At 45.4% G+C, this 15,230-nt stretch carries 17 protein-coding genes; 16 read left to right on the top strand and 1 reads right to left on the bottom strand.

Features of this window, described 5'->3' with window-relative positions; translation table 11 throughout:
• Positions 1-16: 16 nt before the first annotated feature.
• From pknB to thrC, 14 genes are all read left to right on the top strand, one after another.
• Positions 17-2,209 carry a Stk1 family PASTA domain-containing Ser/Thr kinase gene (gene pknB, locus CD05_RS17820; RefSeq protein WP_051588875.1) on the top strand — a complete coding sequence of 731 codons (2,193 nt, stop codon included), beginning with the start codon at positions 17-19 and terminating at the stop codon, positions 2,207-2,209.
• A 3-nt stretch (positions 2,210-2,212) separates the two neighbouring features.
• The gene (gene rsgA / locus CD05_RS0107405) at positions 2,213-3,097 is read left to right on the top strand and encodes a ribosome small subunit-dependent GTPase A (RefSeq protein ID WP_028509967.1); all 885 of its coding nucleotides are present in this window, start codon (positions 2,213-2,215) and stop codon (positions 3,095-3,097) included.
• Complete coding sequence (locus CD05_RS0107400) at positions 3,090-3,716, top strand: thiamine diphosphokinase (RefSeq protein WP_028509966.1); 627 nt, start codon at positions 3,090-3,092, stop codon at positions 3,714-3,716. The genes rsgA and CD05_RS0107400 overlap by 8 nt, the downstream gene beginning before the upstream one ends.
• A gap of 237 nt (positions 3,717-3,953) precedes the next feature.
• Positions 3,954-4,517: a hypothetical protein gene (locus CD05_RS0107385; RefSeq protein WP_198021582.1), complete on the top strand. Its 564-nt coding sequence runs from the start codon at positions 3,954-3,956 to the stop codon at positions 4,515-4,517.
• Between the two features lie 100 nt (positions 4,518-4,617).
• Positions 4,618-6,471: a TIGR03960 family B12-binding radical SAM protein gene (locus CD05_RS0107380; protein WP_028509964.1), complete on the top strand. Its 1,854-nt coding sequence runs from the start codon at positions 4,618-4,620 to the stop codon at positions 6,469-6,471.
• Positions 6,455-7,159: a TIGR03936 family radical SAM-associated protein gene (locus tag CD05_RS0107375; protein ID WP_051588874.1), complete on the top strand. Its 705-nt coding sequence runs from the start codon at positions 6,455-6,457 to the stop codon at positions 7,157-7,159. Before CD05_RS0107380 ends, CD05_RS0107375 begins: the two co-directional genes overlap by 17 nt.
• 187 nt (positions 7,160-7,346) lie before the next feature.
• Entirely contained in the window at positions 7,347-7,691 is a 345-nt protein-coding gene (gene rplS / locus CD05_RS0107370) for a 50S ribosomal protein L19 (protein ID WP_028509962.1), read from the top strand.
• 183 nt (positions 7,692-7,874) lie between these two features.
• Complete coding sequence (gene lepB / locus CD05_RS0107365; protein ID WP_037322887.1) at positions 7,875-8,480, top strand: signal peptidase I; 606 nt, start codon at positions 7,875-7,877, stop codon at positions 8,478-8,480.
• Positions 8,480-9,085: a signal peptidase I gene (gene lepB, locus CD05_RS0107360; RefSeq protein WP_037322885.1), complete on the top strand. Its 606-nt coding sequence runs from the start codon at positions 8,480-8,482 to the stop codon at positions 9,083-9,085. The genes lepB (CD05_RS0107365) and lepB (CD05_RS0107360) overlap by 1 nt, the downstream gene beginning before the upstream one ends.
• A 7-nt stretch (positions 9,086-9,092) precedes the next feature.
• Entirely contained in the window at positions 9,093-10,004 is a 912-nt protein-coding gene (ylqF, locus tag CD05_RS0107355; RefSeq protein ID WP_347495114.1) for a ribosome biogenesis GTPase YlqF, read from the top strand.
• Between the two features lie 4 nt (positions 10,005-10,008).
• Complete coding sequence (locus CD05_RS0107350; protein WP_028509958.1) at positions 10,009-10,323, top strand: hypothetical protein; 315 nt, start codon at positions 10,009-10,011, stop codon at positions 10,321-10,323.
• A 3-nt stretch (positions 10,324-10,326) separates the two neighbouring features.
• A complete protein-coding gene (locus CD05_RS0107345) occupies positions 10,327-10,944 on the top strand; it encodes a ribonuclease HII (protein ID WP_028509957.1) in 618 nt (205 codons plus the stop codon).
• Positions 10,941-11,303, top strand: a complete 363-nt coding sequence (locus CD05_RS0107340; protein WP_028509956.1) for a YraN family protein — start codon at positions 10,941-10,943, stop codon at positions 11,301-11,303. The genes CD05_RS0107345 and CD05_RS0107340 overlap by 4 nt, the downstream gene beginning before the upstream one ends.
• Before the next feature lie 48 nt (positions 11,304-11,351).
• Positions 11,352-12,842 (top strand): threonine synthase, encoded by a 1,491-nt coding sequence (thrC, locus tag CD05_RS0107335; protein WP_028509955.1) that lies wholly within the window; start codon positions 11,352-11,354, stop codon positions 12,840-12,842.
• Between the two features lie 48 nt (positions 12,843-12,890).
• Here the strand turns inward: thrC and CD05_RS20315 are convergent, their stop codons facing one another.
• Entirely contained in the window at positions 12,891-13,055 is a 165-nt protein-coding gene (locus tag CD05_RS20315) for a DUF1540 domain-containing protein (RefSeq protein ID WP_084262132.1), read from the bottom strand.
• Between the two features lie 81 nt (positions 13,056-13,136).
• Between CD05_RS20315 and CD05_RS0107325 the strand changes: the two genes are divergently transcribed.
• On the top strand, positions 13,137-13,850 hold the full coding sequence (locus tag CD05_RS0107325) for a metallophosphoesterase (protein WP_028509954.1): 714 nt from the start codon (positions 13,137-13,139) through the stop codon (positions 13,848-13,850).
• A 72-nt stretch (positions 13,851-13,922) separates the two neighbouring features.
• Positions 13,923-15,209 carry a trigger factor gene (gene tig, locus CD05_RS0107320; protein WP_028509953.1) on the top strand — a complete coding sequence of 429 codons (1,287 nt, stop codon included), beginning with the start codon at positions 13,923-13,925 and terminating at the stop codon, positions 15,207-15,209.
• Positions 15,210-15,230 lie beyond the last annotated feature (21 nt).

Here is a 15,230-nt window from a genome sequence, read left to right as displayed (position 1 = left end):
TAGGAGTGAATACTAAATGAATTCTGTTATCGGAAAGCGCCTTGACGGGCGCTATGAGATCACTGAGCTTATCGGCGTAGGCGGTATGGCTGATGTGTATAAAGCTAACGATATTATGGAAGACCGTGTAGTAGCCGTTAAGGTGCTCAAAGACGAATTTTCCAACAACGAAGAATTTTTAAGACGTTTCAGAAACGAAAGCAAGGCGATAGCTGTTCTTAACCACCCCAATATCGTTAAGATATTTGACGTGGGCTTTTCAGATGAGATACAGTTTATCGTTATGGAATATATAGACGGTATCACACTTAAGGAGTTTATCGAGCAGCAGGGCGTTCTCAGATGGAAGGACGGCGTTCATTTCATCACACAGATACTCCGTGCTCTCCAGCACGCACATGATAAGGGTATAGTTCATAGGGATATCAAGCCGCAGAATATCATGCTTTTCCCTGATGGAACTATCAAGGTCATGGATTTCGGTATCGCAAGATTTTCAAGAGTTGACGGAAAGACTCTTTCCGATAAGACTATAGGCTCTGTTCATTACATATCCCCCGAGCAGGCAAGGGGCGAGACTACCGATGAGAGAAGCGATATCTACTCAGTTGGTATAATGTTCTATGAGATGCTCACAGGCAAAAAGCCTTTTGACGGTGATACTGCCTTTGCAATAGCAAGAAAGCATACAGATGAGACAGCTATCCCTCCGAGAGAGATAATGCCCTCTATCCCTGAGGCTTTAGAGGAGATAATACTCCACGCAATGGAGAGATTCCCTGACAGAAGATATCAGTCAGCATCTGATATGATAAAGGATCTTGATACTTTCAAGATGAACCGCTCAGTTTCCTTTGGCTATAAGTACGGCCAGAGAAATTCTGATAATGAGTCTTCTACCAAGTATTTCAAGCCTGTGGCTTCAAAGCCTCAGCCTAAGTATGAGTATGATGATGAAGACGATTATGATGACGAGGACGACGATGATGACGACGAATATGAGGTAAAGAAGCGCTCGTATATAGTTCCGATAATGCTCGGTGTAACAGCTGCTGTAGTTATCATTGCCGCAGTTATCATCGCCATGAGCGTTATAGATAAGCTCGGCACTGCCGGCAGTACCGGTACAGTCGAGATACAGAACTTTGTTGGTAAGGATCTTCTTGAAGTTCAGGAAGAATTCGGCGATAAGCTCATATTCGATACTTCCAATGAGTATAACAATGAGTATGACGAGGGCGTTATATTCTGGCAGGGCGATACCCAGGGCAAGATAGTCAAGGAAGGCTATAAAATGAGCGTCAAGGTAAGTATGGGCAGTAAGAAGACGACTGTTCCTGATGTAAAGAACCTTACCTTTGATATGGCAGATAACGAGCTCCAGAAGTTCGACCTTATTTCCGCTAAGGTGACAATGAACGATGAGAATATCGAAGAGGGCAGAGTAATAAAGACCCAGCCTGCTTCCGGCGAAAAGGTAAGCATGGGCTCAACAGTAACAGTCTTTGTTTCCACCGGCCCTGTTTCTACAGATGTTAAGGTGCCTGACTGCCAGGGTCTTTCTAAGAACGACGCTATCAAGCTTCTTAAGTCCAATAAGCTCAAGTATGAGATAAACGAAGTTGAGATGGAAGAAAATAAGGGCAAGGTAGTTGCTCAGTCCGAAGACCCGAATACATGGGTACCTAAGGATACGATAATCGTTCTCGGTATCTCGACAGGTGAGATATCACCTTCTGAGGCAACACTTCCTATACTCATTCCTGCCGGCGCACATGGCTCTTACAGGATCGACGTTTACCTCAACGGTAATATCGCAGTAACTCAGAAGATCTCCAAGGCTGAGACAGTTGCAGGCGGTACTGCAAATATCACAGTCAAGGGCAAGAAGACAGCAACATACGCTATCTATATCACAAATGACGAGAGCAGAAAGACAGTTGAGAACTATATCAAGTTCGACGTTGACTTCAGCACTAATACAGTCAAGAAGATAGGCGATGAGAAGACCAAGGAATTCACAAATATCACGCCTACAACAACTACAACGACTACTACCACAACTACCACTACGACCACAGAAGCTGTGACCGAGCCTGATGAGCCCGATGAGCCTCAGGATACAGAGCCGGCTGAGACTCAGCCCCCTGTTGACGACGGCGGCGAAGATCAGCAGCAGTACGACGAAAACGAACAGGTCGAGCAGTGATATATGAAAGCAATAGTAATAAGATCTCTCGGGGGCAGCTACACAGTAGAAGCCCCCGAGGGTGTATATGAATGTACCGCAAGAGGTATCTTCCGTAAGAAAGGCATCTCTCCCGTCTGCGGAGACGATGTCGAGATATCCTTCGAGCAGGACGGTTCGGCCGTTATTGATAAGATATATGACCGTCGCTCGTTTATAGTAAGGCCGCCTCTTGCAAATCTTGATATGCTGGTGCTCGTTTCATCAACAGTAGACCCCAGACCTAATACTCTCATCATAGATAAGCTCACGGCTATTGCAGAGTTCAAAGGCATAAAGCCTGTCATTGTCTTCACAAAGATAGACAGAACGCAGCCGGGAGAGCTCGCAGGCATATACAGGCAGTGCGGCTTTGATGTGTATGAGATAGATAATACTACCGGCGAGGGCAGCGATGAGCTTGCAGCAGCACTTACCGGCAAGCTCTGTGCCTTTACAGGAAATACCGGTGTCGGCAAATCCTCACTGCTTAATAATATCTTCCCGGGAATAGATATCAAGACCGGCGAGACGAGCAAAAAGCTCGGCCGTGGCAAGCATACCACAAGGCACGTTGAGCTATATAATCTGCCAGGCGGCGGATATGTTGCCGATACTCCCGGCTTTTCCTCGTTTGATACGAACAGATACGATATTATTTTCAAGGATAAGCTCGCAGGCTGCTTTCCTGAGTTTGAAAAATACGAGGGCAAATGCCGCTTCCCCGACTGCGCCCATATCAAGGAAAAGGGCTGCGCAGTGCTCGAAGCTGTTAAAAACGGCGAGATACCCAGTTCACGCCACGACAGCTACAAGGTGATGTATGAGGAAGCCTCACAGCTTAAGGAGTGGGAGTTTAAAAATGTCTGAGAAATGTACTATCTTCGTCGGCGGTGAGCCTGTTTCGGCGGCAGTTCTCGATTTGGAGCATATCGTTTCATCTGTCGTGTACGGCGCAGACAAGGGCTATTACCTTGCCAAAGACCTCGGCATCGAGTGTGATGTCGTGCTTGGAGATTATGATTCTTCGCCAAAGCCTGAGCGTGATGATGTACTGGTATTTCCCACACAGAAGGACGATACAGACCTTATGCTTGCAATTAAGCACGCCCTTGACGCAGGGTCTAAGGATTTTCAAATATACGGTGCCCTTGGCGGCAGCGCTGACCACCTGATAGGTAATATCCAGTCACTCAGCTTCATAGTGAAACACGGCGGCAAAGCTCTAATGACAGGCGAGAGGGATACTATCTCACTGCTTCCGCCCGGAAGATACACGGTGCCGTTCATGCAGGGATACTCCTTGTCACTGTTTTCCTATTCTGAAAAGGTAACTCACCTTTCCATAACAGGTGCAGAGTACGAGGCATCTGATATCACTCTTGATAACGGCTTTCCTCTTGCCGTATCAAATCATGTGTCTTCATCTTCCGGTGCAAAGATCTCTTTTGAAAGCGGTGAGCTTCTCGTTATCCGCTCTAAAAGATAAATAGAATATCAATAACATTTTTCCTGCTGTTTTCATATTATGCCATAGGGCATCAGATAGCCCGAATCAACGGAGGTGTTATTATGAAAATAGTAGTTGTCAAAGCTCCAAAGCCGTTATCAGGTATTCTGAGACTTGTTTTCGGCATCAAAAAAGAAAAGGAACTGTAAACATACTTAATCATAAGGCTGTGCATTTTCTGCACGGCCTTTTGCATATTATCATATGGGTGATAGTATGTATAGTCTTAAGATAAAAGGCATGACGTTCGGCGTTTCATTCAGTTTCCTGGCTCTTGTCGGCTTTCTTACGGTCTGTAAAGGTGAGCTGGGAAGTCAGCTGCTCGTATGTCTTTGCTGCTGTGCTTTTCATGAGCTCGGACACCTGACAGCTATGCTTCTTCTTGGCGTAAAGGCAGAAGCAGTTATTCTCTACGGCGGCGGAATGCTTATCAGACGAAAAAAAACCATTGATTCATCAAACCTCTCAGACTGTGTCATTCTCCTTGCAGGCCCTGCTGCAAATGCGGCATTGGCGCTGTTTCTTGCCTTGCTTGGCCTGAGTAGTGCTGCCGGGTATAATTTGTTCTGTGCAGTTTTTAACCTTTTGCCGCTTGCCTATTTTGACGGCGGCAGGATAGCGGATATCCTTTTTCCTCAGTCAGCCGCAGTCGAGCTTGTAAAAAACATCATTATCCTCATGTTTGCCTGCCTTGTCTTTTCTGTTACTCTTATGGGAGGCCTCAATATCTCGCTGTTTGTGACTTTTGTTTATATAGCTCTCTGTGAGATACTTGTATAGCTTGCAATCATTGCAGATATGTGTTATAATAGATAAAACCTGTAATGAACAGTTACTTTAATATAAGCCTTCTGACAGATGACAGTATAAGGAGAATCTGATGAATAATAAGGAAAAAATAGAACAGCTGCTTCTTAACGTGCAGAAGCCTGCCCGTTATATCGGCGGCGAGCACGGCAGCGTGATAAAGGATAAATCAAAGGTTGATGTGCGTTTTGCCTTCTGCTTTCCCGATGTGTATGATATTGGTATGTCTCACCTCGGTATGAAGATACTCTATGCACTTAAAAACAACCGTGAGAACTTCTGGTGCGAGCGTTGCTTTATGCCGGAAAAGGATTATAAGCAGGTGCTTATAGATAACGACATCCCTCTTTATTGCCTTGAAAGCCTTGACCCGCTGTATGAGTTTGATATGATAGGCTTCACTCTCCAGTATGAGCTGTCATATACCAATATCCTTTCGATGCTCGACCTTGCACATATCCCGGTGCTTAAGTCAGAGAGGACAGGCCTTTCCCCGATCGTCGTCGCAGGCGGACCCTGTGTCTGCAATCCCGAACCGCTCGTTGATTTTATTGATATCTTTATAATAGGCGAGGGCGAGGAGGTAAACCTCGAACTTATGGATCTATATAACGAGGTCAAAAAGCGCAGCGGCACCAAGCAGGAGTTTTTGCGCCTTGCAGCAAAGATCGAGGGCATCTATGTGCCGGAGTTCTATGATGTCGAGTATAACGCCGACGGTACTCTTGCAAACATGACCCCCAATGTCCCCGAGGCACCTGAAAAGATAAAAAAGCGTGTTATCGCCGATCTTGATAATGTCTATTTCCCTGAATATTTCGTGGTGCCTTATACAAGTATCGTCCACGACCGCTCGGTAGTTGAAGTGCTCCGTGGCTGTATCAGGGGCTGCCGCTTCTGCCAGGCTGGTTTTATCTACCGCCCTTTCAGAGAGAAAAGCGTTGATAAGATAAAGAATGAGACCAAGTGTCTCTGCGAGCAGACCGGCTATGATGAGGTGTCTCTCTCGTCGCTTTCAACCAGCGACCATACCAAGATAGCCGAGCTGCTAAAAACACTTGCCGACTATACCGATGATGAGAATGTCAGCCTGTCACTCCCTTCGCTGAGAATAGACAATTTCAGCGAGGAGCTTCTTGAAAGACTTAAAACTATCCGAAAAAGCGGACTCACATTTGCCTGTGAAGCCGGCACTCAGCGCCTTCGTGATGTTATCAATAAGAATATCACCGAGGAGGAGATCCTTTCCACCTGTAAAACGGCGTTCGCCGGCGGCTATACAACCGTCAAGCTCTATTTCATGCTTGGCCTTCCTACCGAGACCGATGAGGATATCGAGGGTATAGCTCAGCTTGCACATAAGATACTTGACGCATACTTTGAAACTCCGAGAGAGCTCAGGGGCGGCTCTATACAGATATCTGTTTCTACAGCGACCTTTGTGCCTAAGCCCTTCACTCCTTTTGAGTTTGAGCCGCAGGCAACAGCAGAGGAGATAGACCGTAAGCAGAAGCTGCTTGTCCGCCGCCTGCAATCAAAGAAGATCAAGCTCTCAACACATCAGGACGATACTTCTATCCTTGAAGCCTGCCTTGCTAAGGGCGACAGACGTATGAGCAAGGTCGTCTATAAGGCGTGGCAGAAGGGCTGTGAGCTTGACAGCTGGAGCGAGCATTTCAAATTCGATAAATGGTGCGAGGCCTTCAACGAATGCGGCCTTGATATGGCTTTTTATGCAAACAGAAAGCGTGAGTATGATGAGCTTATGCCGTGGGATCACCTTGATTACCTCGTCTCAAAGCGATTTCTTATAAATGAGAATAAGAAAGCCCATGACGCAGTGACTACACGCAACTGTAAAGAGGGCTGCTCGGGCTGCGGCATAGATAAATGCTATGGGGGTGTTTACTGTGGCGGCAAACATTAATAAGCCCAAGAATATGGCTCTGCGTGTCGAGCGTTTTGATTACCGTATGGTCTTTTCCAAAAAAGGCAGGGCACGCTTTATCTCTCACCTCGACCTTATGAGAACTTTCTCCCGTATATTCAAGCGTGCAAGGATACCTGTGTGGTATACCCAGGGCTTTAACCCAAGACTGTATATCATGTTTCCTCTTGCGCTTGCTCTCGGTACAGAGAGCGATGTCGAGATAATGGATATCTCCCTTACCGAGCCGCTTGACGATAATGTGCTTATGGAGCGTGTCAACGCTGTTATGCCTGAGGGAATGCATATCAATAAGGTCTATAAGCCGCAGATGAACCATAAGGAGATAGCATTCTCAGAGTATGAGATACGCTTTTGCCTTATAAGCGGAAATGACCCTCTGCCGCTGTTTGAGCAATATCTTTCTCAGGAAAGCATAACAGTCAAAAAGCATTCCAAGAAAAAAGGAATGGTCGATGTCGATATAAAGCCTGATGTCACAGTTCTTTCGCTTGACAGGGAAGGTGAACTAGCAAGGCTTTGCGTAAGACTTCCCTCAGGTAATGATAAGACCGTCAATTCATCACTTCTTATGGACGGCTTTAAAGCCTTCTCCGGTGAGGATTACAGGCTTATTTATACAACACGCACAAAAATCCTGACAAAAGACCTTGAAAGTTTTATGTGAGCTACTCTTGAAACAAAATGGGAATTATGGTATAATATATAAGCATTTGAATTACCGTCGGAAGGTCCGACGAGAGTTAGTGCCTTGCCTGAACGGGCATGACATTAAAGCGGATAGTCCTCTGGCCATAAGCACTCAGGCTGTGCTTTGGTGTATGAATGTCTGAAAATAATAGGAGGTATTTAAAGTGGACGCTTTAAAGCTTATTTCAAATTCAAGCCTTAAGAAGGACGCTCCTGTTCTCAACGTTGGTGATACTGTAAGAGTACACGTTAGGATCAAGGAAGGCGACAAGTCGAGGATCCAGGTCTTCGAGGGTACTATCATTGCCAAGAAGCACGGCGGCATCAACGAGACATTCACTGTCAGAAGAGTTGCTCACGGCTGCGGTATAGAGAGAGTATTCCCTGTACATTCACCTGTTGTTGAAAAGGTAGATGTAGTAAGATCCGGTAAGGTTCGCAGAGCTAAGCTGTACTATCTCAGATCGAGAGTTGGTAAGGCAGCTAAGGTCAAAGAAGCTATCAGATAATTCAGCTTGTGATAAAGAGTCGGTTTTCCGGCTCTTTTTTCATTGCATATATATTAATAAACTGTAAAAATACTTGAACGTTCTCTGTGTTTGGCTTTAATTTTTGTAATATCACTTGAAATTTACGCCACGATTTGTTATAATATATAAGTATCTTTATGATTTTTGAAGGGAATGTTTGTTATGAGCGAACAGCTTGAAGAAATAAATAAGAATACAGAAAGCGAAAATAAGCCTTCTGAGGATAATAAAAAGGAACATGGCTTTGATATCGTAAATGAACTTATCGAGTGGGTCGAGTCTTTTGTTTTCGCTATCTTTATGGTCATACTCGTCCTTACATTTATTGTCAGAGTCGTTGAGGTCGAGGGTCCTTCAATGGAGGATACCCTGCATGACGGCGACAGATTGCTGCTTACACATTTCAACTATACCCCCGAGCGTGGAGATATAGTTGTCCTCAATAGCTCCGGCCTTGATGAAACAATCATCAAGAGAGTTATTGCCGTTGAGGGTGATACTATCTCGATAGATTTTACAAGCGGCACTGTTACACTTAACGGCGAGGTACTTAAGGAAGATTATATAAAAGAGATAACTCTGCGCCGTGAGGGCAGAGATATTGATAACCTGAAGATAGGCGAGGGTCAGGTGTTCGTTATGGGCGATAACCGTAACCATTCCACTGACAGCCGAAGTGAAGCAGTCGGTGTTGTTAATACTGATGATATCCTCGGTAAGGCTGTATTCAGGATATACCCTGTTGATAATATAGGTAAGGTAAGCTGATGAAGCGTGCTAAGGATGCGCCTGCCACTCTTGATTCGGTGCTTGATACACTTGAAACTGTCGTGACATCTGTGCTCATCGTTATCTGTATATTCACCTTTGTTTTCAAAATGGTGACTGTCAGCGGCGAGAGTATGGAGGATACGCTTTATGATGACGACAGGCTTCTTATGTGGAACTTCTTCTATACCCCTAAAAACGGTGATATAGTGGTCGTCAGATCCAAGATACTTGATAAGCTGATAGTCAAGCGTGTAATTGCAGTTTCCGGGCAGAAGGTCGTCGTTGATTATGAGGGCGACAAGGTCTATGTCTGTGATAATGATAAAGAGCCTGAGCAGAATGACCTGCTCGCAGAGGGCTATCTTAAGCAGTCTGATATCAAAGACCCCGAAACTTTTTTCAGCGAGGAGCATTTTGATAAAGATAATAACAGATATGTCTATACAGTGCCGACAGGCTATGTGTTTATAATGGGCGATAACAGAAACGCCTCGACCGACAGCCGGGCGCTCGGCCTTATCGACCTTAATGATGTAGAAGGCAAGGTGATACTGCGCTATGCATCGCCTAAGGGCAAAAAGAGTATAGGCTTTGTAAAATGATCAGGAGGTGAGTAATTTGAGTGAGGTATATGATATACAGTGGTTCCCCGGACATATGGCTAAAACCAGACGTGTTATGAAATCAAACCTTAAGCTCGTCGATGCCGTTGTCGAGATACTTGATGCAAGGATACCTTATTCGAGCTCAAACCCTGAGATGGATTACCTTGTCGGCGGTAAGCCGAGACTTGTGCTCCTTAATAAGAGCGATGCAGCCGATGAAACAGTCAATTCCATGTGGATCGACTACTATAAAAGAAAAGGCGTGTCTGTCCTGGCAACAGACTGCCGCAGCGGCAGAAATGTCAAGAAATTTTCCGCATCTCTTAATGAGCTTCTGAAAGACGATATAGAAAAATGGAATACTAAGGGTATGGCAGGCCGACCTATCAGGATAATGATAGTCGGTATCCCCAATGTCGGTAAGTCGTCGTTTATAAACTCTCTTGCCGGCAGTAAGCGTGCCAAGGTCGAGGACAGGCCGGGCGTTACAAGGGGCAAGCAGTGGGTCAGCCTTGATAATAATATGGAGCTTCTCGATATGCCGGGAGTGCTCTGGCCTAAGTTTGAAGATAAAAGGGTGGGCGAGCGCCTTGCTTTTACAGGTGCTGTTAAGGATCAGATAATGGATACCGAGTATCTTGCCTGCCGCCTGCTTGAAATGCTCAGAGAGAGCTATAACGAGGCTCTTTGTGAGAGATATAAGATAGAGACTGATGATATCCCAGATAACGATGATGAGTCTGCCGGCTGTGTTGTCGGCTTTGAGATACTTGAGAGGATTGGCGCAAAGCGTGGCTTTAAGATCAAGGGCGGCGATATCGACACCGAGCGTGCAGCAATTATGGTGCTCGACGAGTTCCGTGGAGGTAAGATAGGCAGGTTTTCTCTTGAAAGACCCAGTGATATAACGAGGTGATATCATGCAGACTATAATTATAAAACTTGATTCACGCAAGCTCTCAAATCCCGATCTTGATATAATATCCTACCTTCCCGTAAGGGCTGAGGAGTATACAAACGATGCGGTAAGCGATAACGGCTTTGATTACCTTGACAACGACGTTATTGCTGTGTGGCTCGATACCGAGAACGCTAAAGAGACTGCCGAAAAGGTCATTGAGCTTATAAAGAGCGAGAAGTTCTGCGATAACGACCTGTCGCAGTCGGCTGAGATCTTTATTTCGGAAGAAGACTGCGCAGAGATCAATGTGTGTGAAAAGATTTTCCCGGTGTAAGCTATGACACTTTATGAGTTTGATAAAGAGATAAGAAAAGAGCATTCTGTTATCTGCGGCTGTGACGAAGCCGGCAGAGGCCCCCTTGCAGGTGATGTTTATGCAGCGGCTGTGGTGTTTGATGACGATACCGTTATCGAGGGGATAAATGACAGTAAAAAGCTCACCGAGAAAAAGCGTGAGCAGCTCTTTGACGAGATAATCGAGAAGGCAAGGGCTTATGCGATATGTACAGCCTCTGTTGCCGAAATAGAAGAAATAAATATCCTTAACTGTGCTATGCTCGCTATGAAGCGTGCTGTGGCAGGGCTCGGTGTCAGACCTGAGCTTGCACTTATTGACGGCAATAAAGCTCCCGACCTTGACGGTGTTGAAACTATGACAGTAGTCAAGGGCGATGCAAAGAGCCAGTCGGTCGCAGCGGCATCTATCCTTGCAAAGGTAGCAAGGGACAGATATATGCTTGAAATGGATAAGAAATATCCCGAGTATCAGTTCGCCAGACATAAGGGCTACGGTACTAAGCTGCACTATCAGATGATAGATGAATACGGCGAGTCGCCTATCCACAGACCCTCCTTCCTTGTCAAGTATTACGCTAAAAAGGCGGAAGGCAAGTGAGCAGGCGGCAGACCGGCGATATCGGTGAGCAGGCTGTCTGTGATATGCTTATTCGCCACGGATATGAGATACTTGACCGCAACTTCACAGTTAGAGGCGGCGAGATAGATATTATTGCAAAAAAGAACGGGCTGATAGCCTTTGTCGAGGTCAAGACCCGTAAGCATGATCCGCTCACGTCAGGTGAAGATGCTATCAACTATAATAAGAAAAAGCATCTGATATATGCCGCGCAGAGATATCTTGATAAGCTAAGTGAGCCGTGCAGCGCACGTTTTGATGTGGCAGTCGCTGAGCATGAGGGCGGCAGGATAAAAAAGGTGAGATACTATGTGTCTGCCTTTGATGCAAGTAAGTAAGGCTAACGCCTTTAATATATTTAAAACTATGAAAAGGGTGTAAAGAGTATGTATTACAAATCAACCAGAAACAGTGAGGTAAATGTTACCTCAGCACAGGCTATCGCACAGGGTATTTCTGAGGACGGCGGTCTGTTCGTTCCCAGCGAGCTTCCCAGGCTCACACTTGATGAGATAAAACAGATGGGTGATCTCTCATATGCTGACAGAGCGCTTTTCGTTTTCTCCAAGTTCCTTACCGATTTTACAGGTGCTGAGATAAAGTACTGTGTTGACGGTGCATATAATACAAAGAATTTCGATACAGAGAATATAGCAGAGCTTTCTCATCTCTTCGACGGCACATATATGCTTGAGCTCTGGCATGGTCCTACCTGCGCTTTCAAGGATATGGCGCTCCAGATTCTTCCTTATCTTCTTACTACATCTGTAAAGAAGATAGGCACAGACAAGAAGGTAGTTATCCTTGTTGCTACATCAGGTGATACAGGTAAGGCAGCTCTCGAAGGCTTCAAGGACGTAGAGGGTACATCTATCCTTGTATTCTACCCTGAGGACGGCGTTTCTGCAATGCAGAAGAAGCAGATGACAACTCAGGACGGTGCTAATGTCGGCGTGTGCGCTATCAAAGGCAACTTCGACGACGCTCAGAACGGCGTTAAGGCTATCTTTACAGACCCTGCAACAGGCAAGGAGCTTGCTGACAACGGCCTTATGTTCTCCTCTGCAAACTCAATCAACTGGGGCAGACTTGCACCTCAGATAATCTACTATGTTTCCACATATGCTCAGCTTATCAAGGAGCAGCAGATAGATGTAGGCGAGCCTATCAATATCGTTGTTCCCACAGGTAACTTCGGTAATATCCTTGCAGGCTACTATGCTAAGAAAATGGGCGTGCCTGTAAATAAGCTCATCTGTGCATCAAATGCAAACAATGTTCTTACAGACTTTATAAATACAGGTGTCTATGACAGGAACAGGGCTTTCCATACAACTATTTCTCCTTCTATGGATATCCTTATCTCCTCTAACCTTGAAAGACTTCTCTACCACCTCAGCGGCGAGAATGACGCTCAGATAAGAGAGTGGTTCGGCGCTCTTGCAAAGGAAGGCAGATATGAGGTAAGCGACGATGTCAAGAAGGCTCTCTCTGAGGAATTCTGTGCCGGCTTCTGCGATGATGAGCAGACAAAGGCTACTATCAAGGAGATATATGATAAGTATTCCTATACCTGCGATACTCATACAGCAGTTGCAGTAAAGGTATATGAGGACTATAAGAAGGCTACAGGCGACGATACAGTAACAGTTATCGCATCTACTGCTTCTCCTTATAAGTTCTCCGGCAGCGTGCTTTCGGCTATCGGCGTTGAGGCAGGCGAGGACGAGTTCGATAAGGTAGATAAGCTCGCTGAGGTATCTAAGCTCCCTATCCCTGCATCACTTGCAGAGCTTAAGGATAAGGCAGTAAGATTTAACGAGACTATCGACAAGGCAGATATGAAGAAGTTCATCTTCAAGACTCTCGGTATCTGATAACTGATTAAGAATAAAGACCCCGATGCTGTCGGGGTCTTTGTTAGGTCAGTCACGGCTTAAAAAAGTCCTGCAAGCTGTCTCATCACAGCTGCACGCATTTCTGCTTGTGCTGTCAACGCTTATAGAGCTTGCTGTGCATTTTTTGCCGCTTTGATTGTAGATGCAGCTTTCAACATCACAGTGTACGCCGCTCAGTGCCTTGTGTTCCATGTTATCATTCCTTTCACTCGTGCTTGATAGTATTGTGTGCGGTTTTTCGCTTTTTATTCTTTCAAAAAAGGAGGCGTTTGTTTGTCTTTGTTCGTTATTGCCGATCTTCACCTTTCATTAGGTGTTGATAAGCCTATGGATATTTTCGGCGGCTGGGATAATTATGTGCAGCGCCTTGAAGAAAACTGGCAGCGCCTTGTCAGCCCTGATGATACAGTGGTTATCCCGGGTGATATCTCATGGGGCATGAACCTTGAACAGTCAAAAGCTGATTTTGACTTTATCAACAGGCTCAACGGCCGTAAGATAATCTCAAAGGGCAATCATGACTATTTCTGGAACTCCCGTAAGAAAATGGAAGACTTCTTTCAGGCTAACGGCTTTGACACACTTCATATAATGCATAATAACTGCTTTGAGTATGAGGGAATAGGTATCTGCGGCTCCCGTGGCTGGATAAACGAAACGGGCGACCCTGATGATGTAAAGGTCTTAAAACGTGAGGCTCAGCGCCTCGAAGTGTCTATCACGGCAGCGGAGATACAGGGCCTCGTTCCGGTGGTTTTTCTGCACTATCCGCCTGTATTTGCCGACAGCGTCAATGTTGAGATATTCGATGTGCTTATGAAACATAATATCAGGTATTGTTTCTATGGCCACCTTCACGGCGGTGTGGCACACTCAAAATCAGTCAATGGCCTTTATAATGGCATACAAATGCGGCTTGTTTCTGCTGATTATCTTAAATTTGTACCACTTGATATAACAAATATTGTGCAAAGTGCCAAAATATAAAAAAATACTGGAAAAATCTTTCCCGATATGGTATAATGTTATGGATATATTTATAAATGGAGGAAATCTAAAATGAGTTTAAAGTCAGTAAATAATGTTGGGGCAAATAAGTATGAGCTTGCAATAGAGATATCTGCTGAGGAGTTCGAGGCAGCTCTCCAGAAGGCATATCTTAAGGCAAGAAAGAATATAGCTATCCCCGGTTTCAGAAAGGGCAAGGCTCCCAGAAAGATAATCGAAAAGACATACGGCGATAATGTTTTCTTTGAGGATGCAGTAAACCTCGTTTACGGCCCTGTAGTAAACAGCGCACTCGATGAGTCCAAGCTCGATATCGTTGCTCAGCCCCAGGTAGATGTTGAGGAGATATCCAAGGAAGTCGGCGTAAAGCTCAAGGCTACGGTTGTTACTAAGCCTGAGGTAGAGATCGACGGCTATAAGGGTATCGAGGTAACAAAGGAAGTTGCTCTTGTTACAGATGACGATGTAGCTAAGGAAGTAGATAAGCTCAGAGAAAAGAATGTTAGAATAATCACAGTTGACGACAGAGCAGCAGAGCTCGGCGATGACGTTGTTATCGACTTCGAGGGCTTTAAGGACGGCGTAGCATTCGACGGCGGCAAGGCTGAGGACTTTGAGCTCAACCTCGGCAGCGGTCAGTTTATCCCCGGCTTTGAGGATCAGATCGTTGGCCATAACGCCGGCGAGAGCTTCGAGATCAATGTTACTTTCCCTGAGGAGTATCAGGTAGAGGATCTTAAGGGCGCTCCTGCTGTATTCAAGATCAATCTTAAGGCTATCTCCAAGAAGGAGCTTCCTGAGCTTGATGACGAAATGGTAAAGGATTCTACAGAGTTCGAGACTGTTGATGAGTTCAAGGCAGACGTTAAGAAGAAGCTCGAGGAAAATGCTGAGAAGAAGGCTGATGCTGACGTTGAGAACGCAGTATTCGATAAGGTCATCGAGCTCCTTAAGGCTGATATCCCGCAGGAGATGTTCGATAACAGAACAAATGAGATGGTCTCCGAGCTCGAGCAGAGACTTCGTCCTCAGGGCATCTCACTTGATATGTATCTCCAGTATACAGGCCAGACTATCGACACTGTAAAGAAAGCATATGCTGAGCAGGCTGAAAAGCAGGTCAAGCTCCGCCTTGCTCTTGAGAAGATCTCCCAGCTTGAGAATGTTCAGGTAACAGATGACGAGATTGAGGAAGAGTTCAAGAAGATGGCAGATAACTACCAGCTCGAGCTTGAGCAGGTTAAGACTTTCGTAGGCTCTGAGGAGCTTAAGAAGGATATTGCTGTTTCCAAGACAGTTGATATCATCAAGAACGCTGCTGTTATCAAGCAGGACTAATAGTATAAGATAATCCGGTTT

The sequence above is a fragment of the Ruminococcus sp. NK3A76 genome (assembly GCF_000686125.1).
GTDB lineage: Bacteria > Bacillota > Clostridia > Oscillospirales > Ruminococcaceae > NK3A76.
This window is presented reverse-complemented; position numbering and strand designations above follow the sequence as displayed.

Excerpts from the sequence above, each read along its gene's own strand:
- pknB (WP_051588875.1), top strand. The coding sequence starts at position 17 with ATGAATTCTGTTATCGGAAAGCGCCTTGACGGGCGCTATGAGATCACT.
- rsgA (WP_028509967.1), top strand. The coding sequence starts at position 2,213 with ATGAAAGCAATAGTAATAAGATCTCTCGGGGGCAGCTACACAGTAGAA.
- CD05_RS0107400 (WP_028509966.1), top strand. The coding sequence starts at position 3,090 with ATGTCTGAGAAATGTACTATCTTCGTCGGCGGTGAGCCTGTTTCGGCG.
- CD05_RS0107385 (WP_198021582.1), top strand. The coding sequence starts at position 3,954 with ATGTATAGTCTTAAGATAAAAGGCATGACGTTCGGCGTTTCATTCAGT.
- CD05_RS0107380 (WP_028509964.1), top strand. The coding sequence starts at position 4,618 with ATGAATAATAAGGAAAAAATAGAACAGCTGCTTCTTAACGTGCAGAAG.
- lepB (WP_037322887.1), top strand. The coding sequence starts at position 7,875 with ATGAGCGAACAGCTTGAAGAAATAAATAAGAATACAGAAAGCGAAAAT.
- lepB (WP_037322885.1), top strand. The coding sequence starts at position 8,480 with ATGAAGCGTGCTAAGGATGCGCCTGCCACTCTTGATTCGGTGCTTGAT.
- CD05_RS0107350 (WP_028509958.1), top strand. The coding sequence starts at position 10,009 with ATGCAGACTATAATTATAAAACTTGATTCACGCAAGCTCTCAAATCCC.
- CD05_RS0107345 (WP_028509957.1), top strand. The coding sequence starts at position 10,327 with ATGACACTTTATGAGTTTGATAAAGAGATAAGAAAAGAGCATTCTGTT.
- thrC (WP_028509955.1), top strand. The coding sequence starts at position 11,352 with ATGTATTACAAATCAACCAGAAACAGTGAGGTAAATGTTACCTCAGCA.
- CD05_RS20315 (WP_084262132.1), bottom strand. The coding sequence starts at position 13,055 with ATGGAACACAAGGCACTGAGCGGCGTACACTGTGATGTTGAAAGCTGC.
- tig (WP_028509953.1), top strand. The coding sequence starts at position 13,923 with ATGAGTTTAAAGTCAGTAAATAATGTTGGGGCAAATAAGTATGAGCTT.